Source organism: Mitsuaria sp. BK037 (assembly GCF_014193045.1).
Taxonomy (GTDB): domain Bacteria; phylum Pseudomonadota; class Gammaproteobacteria; order Burkholderiales; family Burkholderiaceae_C; genus Roseateles.
On sequence record NZ_JACHYS010000003.1, the window covers coordinates 878,589 to 895,403 of the forward strand.

General features: G+C 70.6%; 12 protein-coding genes. 4 read left to right on the forward strand and 8 right to left on the reverse strand.

From position 1 onward, the window contains the following. Positions 1 to 25 precede the first annotated feature (25 nt). The 3 genes from FHT37_RS20635 to FHT37_RS20645 form a co-directional block, all read right to left on the reverse strand. Positions 26 to 1,855 (reverse strand): ATP-binding protein, encoded by a 1,830-nt coding sequence (locus tag FHT37_RS20635; RefSeq protein ID WP_091730860.1) that lies wholly within the window; start codon positions 1,853 to 1,855, stop codon positions 26 to 28. A gap of 193 nt (positions 1,856 to 2,048) precedes the next feature. Next, positions 2,049 to 2,978: a pyridoxamine 5'-phosphate oxidase family protein gene (locus tag FHT37_RS20640; protein ID WP_091730864.1), complete on the reverse strand. Its 930-nt coding sequence runs from the start codon at positions 2,976 to 2,978 to the stop codon at positions 2,049 to 2,051. Between the two features lie 19 nt (positions 2,979 to 2,997). Beyond that, positions 2,998 to 3,636 (reverse strand): glutathione S-transferase family protein, encoded by a 639-nt coding sequence (locus FHT37_RS20645; protein WP_183483988.1) that lies wholly within the window; start codon positions 3,634 to 3,636, stop codon positions 2,998 to 3,000. 182 nt (positions 3,637 to 3,818) lie between these two features. On the opposite strand from FHT37_RS20645, the gene FHT37_RS20650 reads away from it, so the two are divergent. Further along, positions 3,819 to 4,727, forward strand: coding sequence for a LysR substrate-binding domain-containing protein (locus FHT37_RS20650; protein ID WP_183483990.1), 909 nt, complete (start codon positions 3,819 to 3,821; stop codon positions 4,725 to 4,727). Positions 4,728 to 4,849: 122 nt separating this feature from the next. Here the strand turns inward: FHT37_RS20650 and FHT37_RS20655 are convergent, their stop codons facing one another. Then, on the reverse strand, positions 4,850 to 7,480 hold the full coding sequence (locus tag FHT37_RS20655) for a DNA topoisomerase III (RefSeq protein WP_183483993.1): 2,631 nt from the start codon (positions 7,478 to 7,480) through the stop codon (positions 4,850 to 4,852). 142 nt (positions 7,481 to 7,622) lie between these two features. Between FHT37_RS20655 and FHT37_RS20660 the strand changes: the two genes are divergently transcribed. From FHT37_RS20660 to FHT37_RS20670, 3 genes are all read left to right on the forward strand, one after another. Next, a complete protein-coding gene (locus FHT37_RS20660) occupies positions 7,623 to 8,258 on the forward strand; it encodes an SET domain-containing protein-lysine N-methyltransferase (protein WP_183483996.1) in 636 nt (211 codons plus the stop codon). A gap of 204 nt (positions 8,259 to 8,462) precedes the next feature. Continuing rightward, positions 8,463 to 9,332, forward strand: coding sequence for a biotin--[acetyl-CoA-carboxylase] ligase (locus FHT37_RS20665; protein ID WP_147240171.1), 870 nt, complete (start codon positions 8,463 to 8,465; stop codon positions 9,330 to 9,332). A 6-nt stretch (positions 9,333 to 9,338) separates the two neighbouring features. Continuing rightward, entirely contained in the window at positions 9,339 to 10,055 is a 717-nt protein-coding gene (locus FHT37_RS20670; RefSeq protein ID WP_091730881.1) for a hypothetical protein, read from the forward strand. A gap of 23 nt (positions 10,056 to 10,078) precedes the next feature. Here the strand turns inward: FHT37_RS20670 and FHT37_RS20675 are convergent, their stop codons facing one another. The 4 genes from FHT37_RS20675 to tkt all read right to left on the reverse strand — a co-directional run bounded on the left by FHT37_RS20675 (position 10,079) and on the right by tkt (position 16,644). Continuing rightward, positions 10,079 to 11,869, reverse strand: a complete 1,791-nt coding sequence (locus FHT37_RS20675) for a S8 family peptidase (protein WP_183483999.1) — start codon at positions 11,867 to 11,869, stop codon at positions 10,079 to 10,081. A 226-nt stretch (positions 11,870 to 12,095) separates the two neighbouring features. Continuing rightward, positions 12,096 to 13,094: a type I glyceraldehyde-3-phosphate dehydrogenase gene (gene gap, locus FHT37_RS20680; RefSeq protein ID WP_091730889.1), complete on the reverse strand. Its 999-nt coding sequence runs from the start codon at positions 13,092 to 13,094 to the stop codon at positions 12,096 to 12,098. Between the two features lie 217 nt (positions 13,095 to 13,311). Beyond that, positions 13,312 to 14,370 carry a hypothetical protein gene (locus tag FHT37_RS20685; protein ID WP_183484002.1) on the reverse strand — a complete coding sequence of 353 codons (1,059 nt, stop codon included), beginning with the start codon at positions 14,368 to 14,370 and terminating at the stop codon, positions 13,312 to 13,314. A 210-nt stretch (positions 14,371 to 14,580) separates the two neighbouring features. Continuing rightward, positions 14,581 to 16,644 carry a transketolase gene (gene tkt / locus FHT37_RS20690; protein WP_183484005.1) on the reverse strand — a complete coding sequence of 688 codons (2,064 nt, stop codon included), beginning with the start codon at positions 16,642 to 16,644 and terminating at the stop codon, positions 14,581 to 14,583. Positions 16,645 to 16,815: the final 171 nt, after the last annotated feature.

The following is a 16,815-nucleotide window of genomic DNA, read 5'->3' on the forward strand; positions in this document are numbered from 1 at the left end:
TGAGGCCGCGGACCCGGGGGCTGGGCTACGAGGCCAGCGGCAGCTCGAGCGCGAAGCTGAAGCGGCTGCCCTCGTCCACCGAGGTCTGGACGGTGATCTCCCCGCCCATCAGGCGGACGAGCTGCTGGCTGATCGCCAGGCCCAGGCCGGTGCCGCCGGCGCGGCGCGAGAGGTCCGCCACCTGCTCGAAGGGCTGGAACAGCCGTTCCATCTGCTCGCGTGCCATGCCGATGCCGGTGTCGGAGACGGTGAAGCGCAGCATCAGGCTGCTCGGGCCCTGGGCCACGACGTCCACCGACAGCCCGATCCGGCCGTGGTCGGTGAACTTGACCGCGTTGGACAGCAGGTTCAGCAGCACCTGGCGCAGCCGCTGGCCGTCCGCGCGCACCCGCGTCGGCAGCTGCGCGTCGAGGTGGACGTCGAAGGCCAGGCCCTTCTCGGCGGCGCGCGGCCGCATCGATTCGCTGCAGATCTCGAGCAGCGCCCGCAGGTCCAGCGGGCTGAGCTGCAGGGTCAGCTTGCCGGCCTCGATGCTGGCGACGTCCAGCAGGTCGGTGATCAGCACCAGCAGGTGCTCGCCGGACTCGCGCATCAGGCGGATGCGCTGCTGCTGCGCCTCGCTGAGCGAGGCATCCATCTGCAGCAGCTGCGCGAAGCCGAGGATGGCGTTGAGCGGCGTGCGGAACTCGTGGCTCATCGTCGCCAGGAAGCGGCTCTTGGCCTGGTTCGCCGCCTCGGCGCGCTGCTTGGCCTGGGACAGCTCGACGGTGCGCTCGGTGACCAGTTCCTCGAGGTGATCGCGATGCTGGGTGAGTTCCTGCTCCGCCAGCCGGCGCAGCGTGATGTCGCTGACCAGGCCCTCGATGCGCGGCGCGCCGTCGAGCACCAGGTGCAGGCTGAGCTCGACCCACAGGTCGCGTCCGTCGCGCGTGGTCACCAGCAGCGGCACCTGCTGCAGCAGCCGGTGGCGCTCCAGCGCGAGGGCCAGGCGCCGGTACTCGTCGCGCTCGATGCGCACCACGCGCCGCAGCGTGACGCCCTGCGCGTCCTCGGGCCGGCCCAGTCCCAGCATGTGGGCCAGCGCCTTGTTGACGCGCAGCAGCCGCCCGTGGCCGTCGGCCTGGAAGATGCCCTCGGCCGCGTTCTCGAACAGGCTGCGGTAGCGCTGCTCGCTGCTGCGCAGGCCCTCGGCGAAGTCGCGCAGCTTGGCGCTCATCGCGTTGAGCTGGTCGGTCAGGTCGCCGATCTCGTCGGCATGCTCGGGCTGGATGTGGGCGCCGAGCTCGCCGCTGGCCACCCGCTGCGCCAGGCCGCGCAGGCGCGAGACCGGCCGCTCCACCAGGCGGCGCACCAGCACGTAGCTGGTCAGCGCGATCGCCGCCAGCACCGTGGCCAGCAGGCTGGCCACCAGCCGGCGCGTCTCGCCCAGGGTCTGGTCGATGTAGCTGCGGGTGTAGACCAGCGTCGCGCGGCCGAGCGCCCCGGCCGCGCCCTGGGCGCCGGCGCGATGGCTGAGCTCGAATTCCAGCGTCAGCGGCCGCACCGCCGGCGTCTCGCGGGCGCGCTGCAGGGTTTCCAGGCCGGGCGCGGCCAGGGTGATGGACTGGACTTCGGGATCGGCCATCACCGCGTCCAGCAGCTCGGACAGCGCCGCGCTGTCCAGGTTCCAGACCGGCTCGGCGAAGCCGCGCGCCACCAGCTGCGCCATGCGCTGCTGGCGCTCGGTCAGCGCCTCGTTGAGTTCGTGCTCGTGGCGGTCGACCCAGTACAGACCGATCAAGCCCACCAGCACCGTCGCGCTCAGGCTCAGCGCGGCCACCAGCCGCGTCTGGATGCTCAGCGTCGATCGGCCCATGACCCCATGCCCTCTCCTGACTCGCACGTTGTTTGCGGCCGAGTGTCGCGCAAATGCGCGAGCGCGCCCGGCACGCAGGCACGAACCGGCCCCCAGGATTTCACGGGTTGCGATTTGAGGGCGCGCGAAAGGGGCGCCGCGGGCACTCGAGACGCCTGGGCTGCGGCCGCCGCCGCGGATGCCACGGACGCCGCTAGGGCGCCGGCTCGAACTGCGGCGCGAGCTGCGCGGCGCTCCAGCGCCAGGGCAGCGCGCCCGGCCGGCGCAGGCCGGCGGTGACCCGCAGGCGCAGCCCGCGCGCGTCGTCCCGCCAGACGATCTCCGCATCCGCCGCCAGGTGGAGCAGCTCGCCGCCGGCGTAGTCCGGCACCAGCAGCCCGGCGCGCGGATGGCGCAGCAGGTTGCCCAGCGTCATGAAGAAGCGGTTGCCGGGGAAGTCGGGGATCAGCAGTTCGATTCCGCCATCCAGCCGCCGCTGCACCGCGACGAAGCCCGGCGGACCGCCGCGATGCGACACGTCCACGCCCTCGGCGCGACCGTCGCCAGGCACCGGCGCCGAGGCGCTGGCGATGAAGAGGGTGTCGGCGGCCTCGATCAGCGCCAGCGCGCGGGCATCGAGCGCCGCGCCCAGCGGCTGCGCCAGCGCCGGCGGCGTGTCGTCCCAGCGCAGCGGGTCGCGCGCCTGGATGTACTTCGGGCAGTTGCCGAAGCTCTGCACGACGGCCACCTCGAGCCCGCCTTCCGACATCGCCGCGAGCCGGCCGTTCATCCGGTTGCGACGCCGGGTGTGCGGCTCCAGGCCGAGCAGGCCGAGCGGCGCGCCCGGCCCGCGCGCGCGCAGCGCGGCCAGCGCCGGGTCCTGCCCATCAAGCGCCGTCGTGATCGTCATCGTCCGCGCGTCGGGCGTCGCGACGAAACCCGGCGGGCCGGCCAGCATCGTCGCCCAGGGCTGCCCGGCGGCGTCGAGCGCGCCTAGCAGCATCGTCGGCAGCTTGCCGAAGAGCTCGCGATGCTGGTCCGGCATGTGGTCGCGGATCACCTGCGGGCCGATCTCGGCCATGCGCTCGCGCATGCCGACGCGCGCCTGCAGCGTCTGTTCGCCGGGGTGCCAGGACTTGTCCATGGGGAGCCTCCGGCGTCGTTCAGAGCTGGTCGGTGAGCGGGACGAAGCCAGGCAGCGCCTCGATGCGCGCGAGCCAGGCGCGCAGGCGCGGGTAGTCGCTCAGCGACACGCCGCCGATCGGCGCCTGCGAGGTGTAGCCGTAGAACGCGAGGTCGGCCAGCATCGGCCGGTCGGCCACGAGGAAGGCGACGCGGGCGAGCCGGTCCTCGATGAGCGCGAAGAGCCGGTGCCCCAGCGCCAGTGAGGCCGGATCCACCGGCTGGCCGGTCAGCGCGCGGTAGCGCGGCGAGGCCGCGCCCGGGCCGAGCAGGCTCACCGACAGGCTGAACCAGCGCTGCTGCCAGGCCGCCTCGACCGCATCGCGGGGCAGCCAGCCGGCCTCGGGCGCGTAGCGGGTCGCGAGGTAGACCAGGATCGCGTTGCTCTCCGGCAGCACGAGCTCGCCGTCCTCCAGCACCGGCACCTGCGCCAGCGCGTTCAGCGCGAGGAAGGCCGGCTGGTGCTGGTCGCCGCGGCGCAGGTCGAGGTCGATCACCTCGTAGGGCAGGCCCAGCAGCGACAGCAGCAGCTCGACGCGGTGGCAATGGCCCGACGCGGCCAGGCGGTGCAGGCGCAGCGGGGTGGCCGGGGCGCTCGCGGCGCCGGCGGTCGTGGCCATAGGCGTCGAAGCCGGAGAGCTTGCGGCGAGGGGAGAGGCGTTCATCGAGCGAGGCTCCATCGTGGATCAGCGAGGCCTCTACCGTATCCATTGCGGCGCGTGACCGGAATGGCCGGAGGAGATCATTGAGAATTGCAGCTGTCGAAATAATGAACGCCGCTCTGCCCGGACGGCGAATCGCCATGGACCACCTGGAACGCCTGCGCTGCTTCGTCGCCGTGGCCGACACGCAGAGCTTCGCCGGCGCGGCGCGCCGGCTGGGCTGCTCGGCACCGGCCGCCACCCGCGCGATCGCGGCGCTGGAGCAGCGCCTGGGCGCGCAGCTGTTCCAGCGCAGCACGCGCTCGGTGCGGCTGACCGAGGCCGGTGAGCGCTTCCTCCTCGACTGCCGCCGCATCCTGGGCGACCTCGACGCGTCGGAAGCGGCCGTCGCCGGCGCGCAGGCCGAGCCGGCGGGGCTGCTGGCGCTGACGGCGCCGTCGATGTTCGGGCGCCTGCATGTCGCGCCGCTGGCGGCCGAGTTCCTCCAGCAGTACCCGCGGATGCGGATGAAGCTGCTGCTGGTCGACCGCGTCGTGTCCTTGCTGGACGAGGCCCAGGACCTGGCGGTGCGGATCGCCCACCTGCCGGACTCGGGGCTGACCGCGGTGCCGGTGGGCGCGATGCGGCGGGTGATCGTGGCGTCGCCGGACTACCTCGCCCGGGCCGGCGAGCCGCGGTCGCCGCGCGAGCTGGTGGGGCATCGCATCGTGGCCGGCTACTTCGACGGCCAGGGCATGACGCCCTGGCGCTTCCGCGAGGGATCGCAGGCGCTGACCCCGACGCTGATGGTCAACGACAGCGCGGCAGGCATCGCCGCGGCCGAGGCCGGCGTGGGGCTGGCGCGCTGCCAGGTCTACCAGGCGGCGGAGGCGGTGCGGGCCGGGCGGCTGCGCATCGTGCTGGCGGACCATGAAATCCCCGCCGCGCCGGTGCACCTGGTGCATGCCGCCGGCCGGCGCGTGCCCGCGCCACTGCGGCTGCTGATCGATCACATGGCCGCGCGGCTGCGCGACCAGCCGGTGCTGGCCGGTGAAGCTTTCCTGCGCTGAGGCGCTGCGGGGCCGGAGCGAGGCCCGGCAAGGTCCGCCTCGCCGGGCGTCGCCATGAACAAGGGGCCCGTCGGGCCCCTGGGTCGTTCGGTGACGCCACGGCGCCGCGGCGGAGCCGTCGATCAGCCCTTCGCGGTCGCCTTCTTGGCGGCGACCTTCTTGGCGGCCGGCTTGGCGCCGGTCTTGGCGGCGCGCGGCTCGAACTCGAACACCACCTTGCCTTCCTTCTTGTCGTAGGCCAGGAAGGCCTTGAACTTGCGGCGCGTCTTGTTGGAGACGAAGTTCTCCAGCAGGTCCGTCTTGCCGGTGGTCAGGAGCTTGCTCACCTGCTCCGGCTCGACCGGCTGCTGCAGGATGATCTTGCCGCTCTTGAAGTCGCAGGTGACCTTGTCGCCGACCGCGTGCTCGCAGACGTAGTTGCTGCCGAAGTCGAAGACGCGGCCGCCGCACTTGGGGCAATGGCCCAGCGAGCTCTGCCCGCTGAAGTCCACCGGCTCGCCGTTCTCCTCGGCCTTCTTCGCGTCCTCGCCGAAGTCGAACTCCAGCTTCCAGTTGTCGATCTCGGCGTCGAAGACCAGCGCCAGCTCGGCCGTGAAGGGCCAGCCCGCCTTGGAGCGGAAGCCCTCCAGCGGTCCGACCTTCTTGTCGCGCAGGAAGGCCTCGACCTCGTGCAGCTCGAAGCTGCGGCCGCCCGGGATCTTGGGAATCGAGAAGCCGCAGCCCTCGCCATCACCGCTCCTGCCGGTGCAGGTGAAGCGGCGGTAGTTCTCCTTGACCACGCCGCCGCACTTCGGGCACGGGGTCTTCAGCGTCGCGTAGTCGCCGGGGATGGTGTCGCGGTCGTACTCCTTGGCCTTGCGCACGACCTTCTCGGTCATCGCGGCGATCTCGGCCATGAAGGCCTCGCGCTTGAGCCGCCCCTTCTCCATCTCGGACAGCTGGAACTCCCAGTTGCCGGTCAGCTCGGGCTTGGTCAGTTCCTCCACGCCCAGCCCGCGCAGCAGCGTCATCAGCTGGAAGGCCTTGGCGGTGGGAATCAGCTCGCGGCCCTCGCGCAGCATGTACTTCTCGGCCAGCAGGCCTTCGATGATCGCCGCGCGCGTGGCCGGCGTGCCCAGGCCCTTTTCGGCCATGGCCTCGCGCAGTTCGTCGTCGTCGACCAGCTTGCCCGCGCCTTCCATCGCCGACAGCAGCGTCGCTTCCGTGTAGCGCGCCGGCGGCTTGGTCACCAGCGCCTTGACGTCGGTGTCCTCGGTGCGCACCACCTCGCCGGCCTTCACCGGCACCAGCATCGCGCCGCTGGTGCCCGGCTCGGCGTTCTCGTCGGTGGCTTCCTTGCCGTAGACCGCCTGCCAGCCCGGCTTGACCAGCACCTTGCCGTTGGTCTGGAAGGCATAGGACTTGGCCGCCGTCTTCACCGTCGAGATGCGGGTCGTGACCTGGAACTCGGCCGGCGGGAAGAACACCGCCAGGAAGCGCTTGACGACCATGTCGTAGAGCTTGGCCTCGGCTTCGGTCAGGCTGCGCGGGGGCTGCAGCGTCGGGATGATGGCGAAGTGGTCCGACACCTTGGCGTTGTCGAAGACCTTCTTCGTCGGCTTGATGTAGCCCTTGTCCAGCGCCGTGCGCGCGTGCGGCGCGAGCGCCTGCAGCGGGCCGGGCAGGTCCTCGCTGGCGATCATCTCGGCGGTCTGCTTCGCCACGCCCAGGTAGTCCTCCGGCAGGTAGCGCGAGTCCGTCCGCGGATAGGTCAGCACCTTGTGCTTCTCATACAGCGCCTGCGCCAGGCCCAGCGTCGTCTTGGCCGAGAAGCCGAAGCGCGAGTTGGCCTCGCGCTGCAGCGTGGTCAGGTCGTACAGGCCGGGGCTGGCGGTGGTGCTGGGCTTGGATTCCTCGGTCACCGTGGCGGGCTGGCCCTTGGCGGCGGCCGCGATGGCATCGGCCTCGGCCTGCGTCCAGACGCGGTCGGCGCGCTGCTCGGGGTCCTCGGCGTTCTTCTTGAACGCGGGGTCGAACCACTTGCCCTCGTACTGGCCGGCCTCGGCGTCGAACGTGCCGCGGATCTCCCAGTAATCGCGGTAGACGTGCTTGCGGATCTTCTCCTCGCGCTCCACGACGATGGACAGCGTCGGCGTCTGCACGCGGCCCACGGTGGTCAGGAAGAAGCCGCCATCGCGCGAGTTGAACGCCGTCATCGCGCGCGTGCCGTTGATGCCCACCAGCCAATCGGCCTCGGAACGGCAGCGCGCGGCATCGGCCAGCGGCAGCATCTGCTGGTCGGTGCGCAGGCGCTCGAAGCCCTCGCGGATCGCCTGCGGCGTCATCGACTGCAGCCACAGCCGGCTCACCGGCTTGGTCACCTGCGCCTTGGCGCTGCCCGCGTACTGGACGATCAGGCGGAAGATCAGTTCCCCTTCGCGCCCCGCGTCACAGGCGTTGATCAGCGAAGTCACGTCCTTGCGCTTGATCAGCTTGACCAGCGCGTTGAGCCGGCCCTTGCTCTTGTCGATCGGGTTCAGATCGAAGTGGGGCGGGATCACCGGCAGGTGGGCGAAGCTCCACTTGCCGCGCTTGACGTCGAATTCCTCCGGCGCCTTGATCTCCACCAGGTGGCCGACGGCCGAGCTGACGACGTACTCGTCGTTCTCGAAATACTCGTCGTGCTTCTCGAACTTGCCCGACAGCGGGGTCAGCGCCTTGACGATGTCCTGCGCCACCGACGGCTTCTCCGCGATCACCAATGCCTTGCTCATGCGCTTGTTTCTTTCGTCTTCGTTCAGGCGTCCGAAATCCTCGTGAACGCCTGCCTACAATCCGGCCTCGCGCGCGCCCACGCACCTACGTACGTGTGTGCACGCGCGCGCACCCATGAATTCAATGTACCGGACTCGCTCCATGCCGCAACAGCGTCCCGATTCGCAGCTCCCGCCCACCGCTCCGGAGACCGGCGCCGCCGCCGTCCCGGCCGACAAGGCCAGCAAGGGCAAGAAGGCCAGGAAGGCGGAGAAGGCGGAGAAGGCCGGCAAGGGGAAGAAGGCGGACAAGGCGGACAAGTCCGGGAAGGCCGGCAAGCCGGGCAAGCGCAGCGCCCGGATCGAGGTCCGGGCGTCCGGCGTGCATGGCCGCGGCGTCTACGCGGTCGAGCCGCTGAAGGCGGGCGAGAAGCTCATCGAATACAAGGGCGAGCGCATCGACTGGGACGAGGCGCTGCGCCGCCATCCCCACGATCCGTCGCAGCCGGACCATACCTTCTACTTCCACCTCGAGACCGGTGGGGTCATCGACGCCGCCGTCGACGGCAACCGCGCGCGCTGGATCAACCACGCCTGCACCCCCAACTGCGAAGCGCGGGAGAAGAAGGGCCGGGTGTTCATCCACGCGTTGACGGACATCTACCCGGGCGAGGAGCTGTTCTACGACTATGGTCTGGTGATCGAGGAACGCTATACGCCCAAGCTGAAGAAGCGTTTCGAGTGCCGCTGCGGCACGCCGGGCTGCCGCGGCACGATGCTCGCGCCCAAGGGGCGCTGAGGGCGGATCGGTCTCCCGGCCGGGAAGGCGCCGAGCGGGCGCCGAACGGGCGGCGGGGGACCCTGTCAGGTCCTACAGCCACCGATTCGTGGTGCCGCTCCCCCGGAAGGGGGGCGTCTCCCTCTAGACTCCGCCCATCCACGACCACCGGACCGACCGGCCCGGGAAGACCAAGACGGGAATCGCAGGATCACATTCGCGGCGATGCAAGAACATCAGAACTGGGGCGCCGAAGCCCTTTGGCAAGACCTGGAGCCGCTGCTGCCGGGGCTCAGCATCGAGGTGCTGGCGCGGGTCGAATCGACCAACGCCACCCTGGTCGAGCGCGTACGGCGCGATGAAGGCGCCGCGGCCAGCGGTGGCGGTGGTGGCGGCCGGGCGGGCGATCGTCCCTACGGGCGCCGCCAGCACGACCTGCATCCCTGCCTGCTGATCGCCGAGCACCAGACCCATGGCCGCGGTCGCCAGGGCCGCAGCTGGCACAGCACGGCCGGCGCGTCGCTGACCTTCTCGCTGTCGCTGCCGCTGGAGATCGCGGACTGGTCGGGTTTGTCCCTGGTGGTCGGCGCGGCCATCGCCGAGGCGCTCGATCCCGACGGCCGCCGGCTCGGCCTGAAGTGGCCCAACGACCTGTGGCTGGACGAGCGCAAGCTCGGCGGCATCCTGATCGAGACCGTGCCCGCCGGGTCGTCGCGCATGGCGGTGATCGGCGTGGGGCTGAACGTGTCGGACCGCGCCAAGGTGGCCGAGTCGCAGCTCAACACCGGCTTCGCCTGCCTGCAGGAACTGCTGCCCGACATCACCCCGCCGCAGGCGCTGGCGCGGCTGGCGCCGGTGCTGGTGAAGGCGCTGGCGGCCTTCCCGCGCGAGGGCTTCGGTGCCTGGCGCGAGCGCTTCGCGGCGCGCGACCTGCTGCAGGGCAAGGCGATCACCGCCGGGGCGCTCGAAGGCACCGGGGCCGGCGTGAACGAACGCGGCGAACTGCTGATCGACACCGCCCAGGGCCGCCAGACGGTCAGCGGCGGCGAGGTGAGCGTGCGACTCGGCGGCGCGTCCGCCGGCGCGCAGGGGTAAGCCGCGATGCTGCGCGCCGCGGTCGTCCTGCTGTTCGTCGCCAATGTGCTGGTGTTCGCGTGGAACAAGGGCTGGGTCGGCGGGGCGGCCGCCACCGCGCCGCGGCTGGAGCAGCAGGTCAATCCGCAGCGCCTGTCGCTGCTCAACCAGCAGGCGGTGACGCAGCTGGCCACGCGCACCTGCGTCGAGCTCGGACCGCTGATCGGCGACGAGCTGCTCAAGCGCGCGAACGCGACGCTGGCCTCGGCCGGCGTGCCTGGCGCCGCGATCGAGTCGCGCGTGGTCGACACCGGCGGCGTGTGGGCGCTGGCCACGATCAAGATGCCCAGCAAGGACTTCCGCGAGCGCAAGGAAGAGACCTACCGCAATGCTCGGATCGCCTTCGAGCCGCTGCAGGGCTTCCCCGACGAGCAGCCGACGCTGGTGCTGAGCAAGCACGACAGCGAGGCGGCGGCGCAGGCGGCGCTCGACGCGATGACCCGTCGCAACTACAAGGGCCTGCGCGTGCTGCGGCTGCAGGAGCCGCTGCGGCAGACGACGCTGCGCCTGGCGCGCCTGGATGGCGTGCAGATCGGCAAGCTGAACGCGCTGTCCAACCCGCCCTGGGGCGAGAAGCGCAAGGACTGCGCCGCCGAGGCGCCGACGGCGGCCTCCGAGGCCAGCGCCGCCGGGTCAGGCGCCAGCGCCACCAACGGAGCCGGTTCGGGCGCCGCCGCGCGTTGAGGCCCTCAGGACCTTTAGGGCTTTTAGGGCGTTGAGGGCCCTTTGACGCCAGCCCTCGGCCAGCGCAGCGCCACGATCGCCAGCACCAGCGCGGCCAGCCAGAAGGCGCTCATCGCGCCACCGCCGCCACCACCTCCACCCGACGTGGGTTCGGTCGGCGTCGTGGGTGTCGTCGGCGTATTGGTCGTCGGCGCGACCGCGGCGACCGCGGCATTCGCGTCCAGCATGCCGGCGCCGCAGGTGCTGGTCGTGCAGTTGCACTCGAGCTGCGGCTGCGCGCTGTTGCCGGCCACGCATTGCGCGACGCCGCTCGCCGTCGGGAACGCGCGGGCCGAGCTCTGCAGCGCCGCCTTGATCTGCGCCGGCGTCAGCGCCGGATTGCTCGACAGCATCAGCGCGATGGTCGCGCTGACCAGCGGCGTCGAGAAGCTGGTGCCCGTGCCGCTGTAGTTGAACGCGCCGCTGCCCGCCACCGGCGTCGTCGTGCCGGCGTTGCTGGTCGACAGGATGGGATACAGGCAGGTGCTGCCGGCGGTGGTGTTGACGCAGTTGCCGCCGGGCGCGCTGATCGTCACCTGCGGTCCGAGGTTGGAGAACCCGACCTTGGTGCCCACATGCCGCAGGCCGGCCACCGCGATGACGTTGTTGCAGTTGGCCGGCGTGCCGACGGCGATGCCGCCTTCCTTGGTCGGGTCGTCGTTCTCGACGCCGTTGCCCGCTGCCACCACGACCGTCGCGCCCGCGTTGTAGGCGGCGTTGATCGCGTCCTGGTAGGTCGAGCCACAGCTGCCGTCGCCGCCCAGGCTGAGGTTGATCACCTTGGCCTTGTTGGGATTCGTCGGCAGGCCCGGCACGTCCACGCCAGCCGCCCACCGCATGCCCGCGGCGATATCGGAGGCCCAGCCGCCGCACTTGCCCAGCACCCGCACCGGCAGGATCTTCGCGTTGTAGGCCAGGCCGGCCATGCCCTGGCCGTTGTTGGTGAGCGCCGCGATCAGGCCCGACACCCGCGTGCCGTGCCAGGAACTGCTGCCGATGTCGTCGGACGTGCAGGTGCTGCCCAGCGCGCCCGAGTCGATGTCGGCCTGGCTGACCCAGTCGCCGGGATCGCTCGCATCGCTGTCGGCGCCGTTGCCGTCGTTGGCGGCGGCGATCTGGGTGGAGGTCGCCGTGCCGCCCTGGTTGTAGCCCACCAGGTCATAGCCGCCGACGAACTGGCCGCTCAGGTCGGGATGATCGAAGCGCACGCCGGTGTCCAGCACCGCGACGACGACGCCGGTGCCGGTCGCCCGGTCCCAGGCCGCAGGCGCGTTGATCGAGGAGACCACCGTCGCGTCCGGCGCCTTCAGGTACCACTGGCCGGCGGTGACGCCCGCCGAGGCGGCGGTGGCGTACAGCGGATCGTTGGGCACCGAGAAATGCCGCCACCAGCGGTCGACCTCGACCGACTCGACCTCGGTGTCCTGGGCCAGCCGGCGCGCCAGCTCGGCCGAGCTCATGCCGCTGGCGGTGTAGACGTGGGTGCGGCTGTCCAGGCTGAGGCGGGCATGCAGGGACGCGGCATGGCGCAGCCCCAGCGTCGTGCCGCGGACCTGGGCGATGTCGCGAGCCTCGGAGGCCGTCACCCGCGTCGCCAGCGGGCGCGCTTTCACCGCGTCGGCCTGGGCCTTGAAGCGCACGATCACCCGGGCGAAATCGGGCTGCTGGTCGGGGCGGACCGCCGCCCCGGTCACCGCGCTGGCGCCGCCAGCTCCGAACAACCCGAACACGGCCACGGCTGCGGCCAGGCGCTTGGGCAAAGACAGCACGGACATGCGACGGCTCCACAAAACTGGGCTAACCAGTTTAGGGTGGCCATCACCGAGAAATCACTAATCCCCTGACACATTTGCAGTAGAGCAATAGCGATGAGGGATTTCTCACACCAATCGACTCGGCGCCCAGCGGCGGTTGTGACGGGCCGTATCCGGGACGCCAACGGTACGCGCACAAATGAAAAGCCCCGCCGGGGCGGGGCTTCGGGGAAAGGGGCCAGGTCGCTTACTTGGCGACGACCTTGACCATCTCCAGCACCTTGTTCGAGTAGCCCCACTCGTTGTCGTACCAGGACACCAGCTTGACGAAGGTGCCGTCCAGGGCGATGCCGGCTTCGGCGTCGAAGATCGAGGTGCGCGGGTCGCCGCGGAAGTCGGTGGCGACCACCTTGTCCTCGGTGTAGCCCAGCACGCCCTTCAGGGCGCCTTCGCTCTGGGCCTTCATCTCGGCGCAGATCTCCTTGTAGGAGGCCTCGTTGTTGAGCTCGACGGTCAGGTCGACGACCGAGACGTCGGAGGTCGGCACGCGGAAGGACATGCCGGTCAGCTTCTTGTTGAGCTCGGGGATCACCACGCCCACGGCCTTGGCGGCGCCGGTGGAGCTGGGGATGATGTTCTCGAGGATGCCGCGGCCGCCGCGCCAGTCCTTGTTGGACGGGCCGTCGACGGTCTTCTGCGTGGCGGTGGTGGCGTGCACGGTGGTCATCAGGCCGCGCTTGATGCCCCACTTGTCGTTCAGCACCTTGGCCAGCGGGGCCAGGCAGTTGGTGGTGCAGCTGGCGTTGGAGATGATGGCCTGGCCGGCGTAGGTCGTGTGGTTGACGCCGTAGACGAACATCGGCGTGTCGTCCTTGGACGGGGCCGACATGATGACCTTCTTGGCACCGGCGGCCAGGTGCTTCTCGCCGGTTTCCTTGGTCAGGAACAGGCCGGTGGCCTCGACGACGATGTCGGCGCCGACCTCGTTCCACTTCAGCTCGGCGGGGTCCTTGACCTGGGTCAGGCGGATGCGCTGGCCGTTGACGATCAGGGTGTTGCCGTCGACCGCCACATCGCCGTCGAAGCGGCCGTGCACGCTGTCGTACTTCAGCATGTAGGCCAGGTAGTCCGGCTCCAGCAGGTCGTTGATGCCGACGATCTGGATGTCCTTGAAGTTCGCCACGGCGGCGCGGAACACCATGCGGCCGATGCGACCGAAGCCGTTGATACCGATCTTGATGGTCATGAGGAAAGTCTCCTGCGAGTGAAATGAATCGATGACGTCATGGGCGCGTCGCCCAGCCAGTGGACGTCGTGCCGCGGAGGTGTTCGGTCGGTGCATCCGCGAGGCCCGGCACGAGGGCCGGGCGCGGGCGCCGGAAACGCACGATTTGAACAGATCGGCGCGCCCACTCGTTTCGAACGGGTTACCGGGTTTCACCGCGCGGAGCCGCGCGGTTACATCACGGCGCCGGTGGCGCGGCGGCGGCTGCCGTGGCCGGCTGCAGGCGCAGCGTGCCGCAGGCGACCTTGATCTTGATCATGCGGCCCAGCAGGTGCTCGAAGCGATCCGGCGTCAGGTCCATCTCCAGGCCGGCCAGCCAGGCCAGGAACTCGGCGCGGTTGGGGTCGCGCCCGGTACCGATCTCGCCGACGCGGTTGGCCAGCGCCGGCTTGCCCAGCGTCCAGGCGACGGTGAACGGGCAGTTCATCGTGTTGAAGTCGAACTCGGCCTGTTGCTGGCGGATGCCCTTGATGTTGGACAGGAACTCGCCCAGCGTGACCTCGTCCTTGAAGCTGGCGCGTCCGGCGTCGTGCTTGCGGTAGATGAAGTGCTGGACGAAGCTCATCGGCCGGTCCTCGGCCGAGAGGCAGGGCAGGCGGTAGCTGCGGGCGCGGTCGAGGATCGCGTCCTGCGTGTTGCCGCTGGTGGAGGCGTACAGGGCCTGGACCTCGGGCGGCTGGTCCGGGGCGGTGAAGGTCATGCGGACCATCACGTTGCCGACGGTCTTCTGGTCGAAGCGCGAGGCATTGACCTGCAGCTGGTCGTCCGGCGTGCGCAGGCAGGCGCGTAGCGCGCGGGCGCGGTCGGTGTCCTGGAGCTCGACCGGCTGGGACCAGCGCACCGGCACCGGCTCCCGCAGGCGGAAGACGAAGGTCTGCACCGCGCGCACCGTGCCGCGGGCGGCGGCCTGGCAGGGCAGGCGGTAGGCGGCGACGCGCTCGCGCACCGCGTTGACGAAGCGCTCGTCGGCGAAGCGGGCGAGGACCTCGACCTCCGGCGGCCGGTCCGGCGCCGTGAACGCCAGGCCGACGCGCACGGTGCCGTCCAACTGCAGGCGGCGCGCCTCGGCGGGGTACTCGAGCGGGGCCTCGGGCTGCTGCAGGCAGCGCAGCGGGCTGGTGGCCGGGTCGACGGGAAGCGGCGAGATGTCGTTCTGCTGGGCCCGTGCCGGCCCGTGCGCGATCAAGGCGGCGAGCAGGCCGAGCAGGGCCGTGGCGGCCAGACGAGATCGAGTCATGGGAGTCCTCCGTGTTGTCCTGTCCCTGGGCCCGCGCGCCGGCTCGTGGGGCGGGTCGCTGGCGGGCGCGGGCAGTCTAGGCGCGGCGGCGTGAAGCGGCCGTCAGGAAACAGGGGACTCGGCGGCCTCCGATGGGTGGAAACGACAAAGGGGTGCCAGAGGCACCCCTTCGAGGGAGACGACGGGACCCACTTGGGCCCGGGGCGCCGATCAGCCCTTCAGCCGGGCCTTGCCGAGCACCACCTTGACGGTGTCGGCGACGTTCTCCGGCGTGAAGCCGAAGTGCTTGAACAGCACGTTGGCCGGGGCCGATTCGCCGTAGGTGTCCAGGCCGACCACGGCCGAGACGCCGTACTTCCACCACAGGTCGGTTACGCCAGCCTCGATGGCCACGCGCGGCAGGCCGTCCGGCAGCACGCTCTGCTTGTACTTGGCGTCCTGGCGGTCGAACAAGCTGGTGCAAGGCATCGAAACCACGCGCACCGGGATGCCGGCCACGGCCAGCTGCTGCTGCGCCGCGATGGCCAGCTGCACTTCCGAGCCGGTGGCGATCAGCACCGCCTGCGCCTTCTTCTTCAGGCCGATGTCGGCCGGTTCGCTCAGCACGTAGCCGCCGCTGGTGATGGCGTCGACGGCCTCGCCCGACTTCTTCAGGTAGACCAGGTTCTGGCGGCTCAGCGCCAGCGCGCTCGGGCGCTGGGCGTTGGCCAGGGCCATGGTCCAGGCGACGGCCGTTTCCGCCGTGTCGGCCGGACGCCAGACGTCCAGGCCGGGGATCAGGCGCAGGCTGGACACGTGCTCGACCGACTGGTGCGTCGGGCCGTCCTCGCCCAGGCCGATGGAGTCGTGCGTGAAGACGTGGATCACGCGCTGCTTCATCAGCGCGGCCATGCGGATGGCGTTGCGGCTGTAGTCGCTGAAGGTCAGGAAGGTGCCGCCGTAGGGGATGAAGCCGCCGTGCAGCGCGACGCCGTTCATGATCGCGGCCATGCCGAACTCGCGCACGCCGTAGTTGATGTGGCGGCCGCCGTTGGAGCTGCCGTCGGCTTCCAGGCGGAAGGCGGGCGTGCTCTTGGTGTTGGTCAGGTTGGAGCCGGTCAGGTCGGCCGAGCCGCCCAGCAGCTCGGGCAGCGCGGCGGTGAAGGCTTCCAGCGCCAGCTGGCTGGCCTTGCGGGAGGCGACGGTCTCGGCCTTGTCGTGCGCGCCGATGACGGCCTGCGCCGCGACGTCGGCGAAGTTGGGCGGCAGCACGCCGGCGATGCGGCGCGAGAACTCGGCGGCCAGCTCGGGGAAGGCGGTGGCATAGGCCTCGAACTTGTCGTCCCAGGCGGTTTCCACCGCGGTGCCGGCGGCCTTGGCGTCCCAGTCGGCGTAGACCTCGGCGGGCAGCACGAAGGGCTCGTGAGACCAGCCCAGCGCCTCGCGGGTCAGCTTGATTTCCTCGGCGCCGAGCGGCTCGCCGTGGGCCTTGGAGGTGTTGGCCCGGTTCGGGCTGCCCTTGCCGATGTGGGTCTTGGCGATGATCAGCGAGGGCTTGTCCTTGCTGGTCTTGGCCAGCGCGATGGCGGCGTCCACCGCGTCGACATCGTGGCCGTCGACCGGGCCGACGACGTTCCAGCCATAGGCCTCGAAGCGCTTGGCGGTGTCGTCGCCGAACCAGGGCCCGACCTGGCCGTCGATGGAGATGCCGTTGTCGTCGTAGATCGCGATCAGCTTGTTCAGCTTCCACGAGCCGGCCAGCGAGCAGGCTTCATGGCTGATGCCTTCCATCAGGCAGCCGTCGCCCAGAAACGCGTAGGTGTGGTGGTCGACGATGGTGTGGCCGTCGCGGTTGAATTCCTTGGCCAGCTGCTTTTCCGCGAGCGCCAGGCCGACGGCGTTGGTGATGCCCTGGCCGAGGGGGCCGGTGGTGGTCTCCACCCCCGGGGTGATGCCCACTTCCGGGTGGCCCGGCGTCTTGGAGTGCATCTGGCGGAAGGCCTTGAGTTCCGCGATCGGCAGGTCGTAGCCGGTCAGGTGCAGCAGCGCGTAGATCAGCATCGAGCCGTGGCCGTTGGACAGCACGAAGCGGTCGCGGTCCGGCCACAGCGGGTTGGCCGGGTTGTGGCGCAGGTGGCGCTTCCACAGCGCGACAGCGATCTCGGCCATGCCCATCGGGGCGCCCGGGTGACCGGAGTTGGCCTGCTGGACAGCGTCCATCGCCAGGGCACGGATGGCGTTGGCCATCTGGGTGGTGTTCGGGGTGGAAGCGGCAGCTGCGGCGGTGTCGGCCATGGTGTCTGGGGCGAGAGTGGGGCAAAGCCCGCATTCTAGTGACCCGCCGCGAAGCCGCTTTGGCCGCTCCGCGTTGTTGCGAATCCTCGCCATAGCTGGGCTACGGCTCCGGGTCACTAGAGGGCGCGCTTTAAACTCGCCGGCTAATTTTTCTGGTGAATCGATGCGAGC

Excerpts from the sequence above, each read along its gene's own strand:
- FHT37_RS20635 (WP_091730860.1), bottom strand. The coding sequence starts at position 1,855 with ATGGGCCGATCGACGCTGAGCATCCAGACGCGGCTGGTGGCCGCGCTG.
- FHT37_RS20640 (WP_091730864.1), bottom strand. The coding sequence starts at position 2,978 with ATGGACAAGTCCTGGCACCCCGGCGAACAGACGCTGCAGGCGCGCGTC.
- FHT37_RS20645 (WP_183483988.1), bottom strand. The coding sequence starts at position 3,636 with ATGGCCACGACCGCCGGCGCCGCGAGCGCCCCGGCCACCCCGCTGCGC.
- FHT37_RS20650 (WP_183483990.1), top strand. The coding sequence starts at position 3,819 with ATGGACCACCTGGAACGCCTGCGCTGCTTCGTCGCCGTGGCCGACACG.
- FHT37_RS20655 (WP_183483993.1), bottom strand. The coding sequence starts at position 7,480 with ATGAGCAAGGCATTGGTGATCGCGGAGAAGCCGTCGGTGGCGCAGGAC.
- FHT37_RS20660 (WP_183483996.1), top strand. The coding sequence starts at position 7,623 with ATGCCGCAACAGCGTCCCGATTCGCAGCTCCCGCCCACCGCTCCGGAG.
- FHT37_RS20665 (WP_147240171.1), top strand. The coding sequence starts at position 8,463 with ATGCAAGAACATCAGAACTGGGGCGCCGAAGCCCTTTGGCAAGACCTG.
- FHT37_RS20670 (WP_091730881.1), top strand. The coding sequence starts at position 9,339 with ATGCTGCGCGCCGCGGTCGTCCTGCTGTTCGTCGCCAATGTGCTGGTG.
- FHT37_RS20675 (WP_183483999.1), bottom strand. The coding sequence starts at position 11,869 with ATGTCCGTGCTGTCTTTGCCCAAGCGCCTGGCCGCAGCCGTGGCCGTG.
- gap (WP_091730889.1), bottom strand. The coding sequence starts at position 13,094 with ATGACCATCAAGATCGGTATCAACGGCTTCGGTCGCATCGGCCGCATG.
- FHT37_RS20685 (WP_183484002.1), bottom strand. The coding sequence starts at position 14,370 with ATGACTCGATCTCGTCTGGCCGCCACGGCCCTGCTCGGCCTGCTCGCC.
- tkt (WP_183484005.1), bottom strand. The coding sequence starts at position 16,644 with ATGGCCGACACCGCCGCAGCTGCCGCTTCCACCCCGAACACCACCCAG.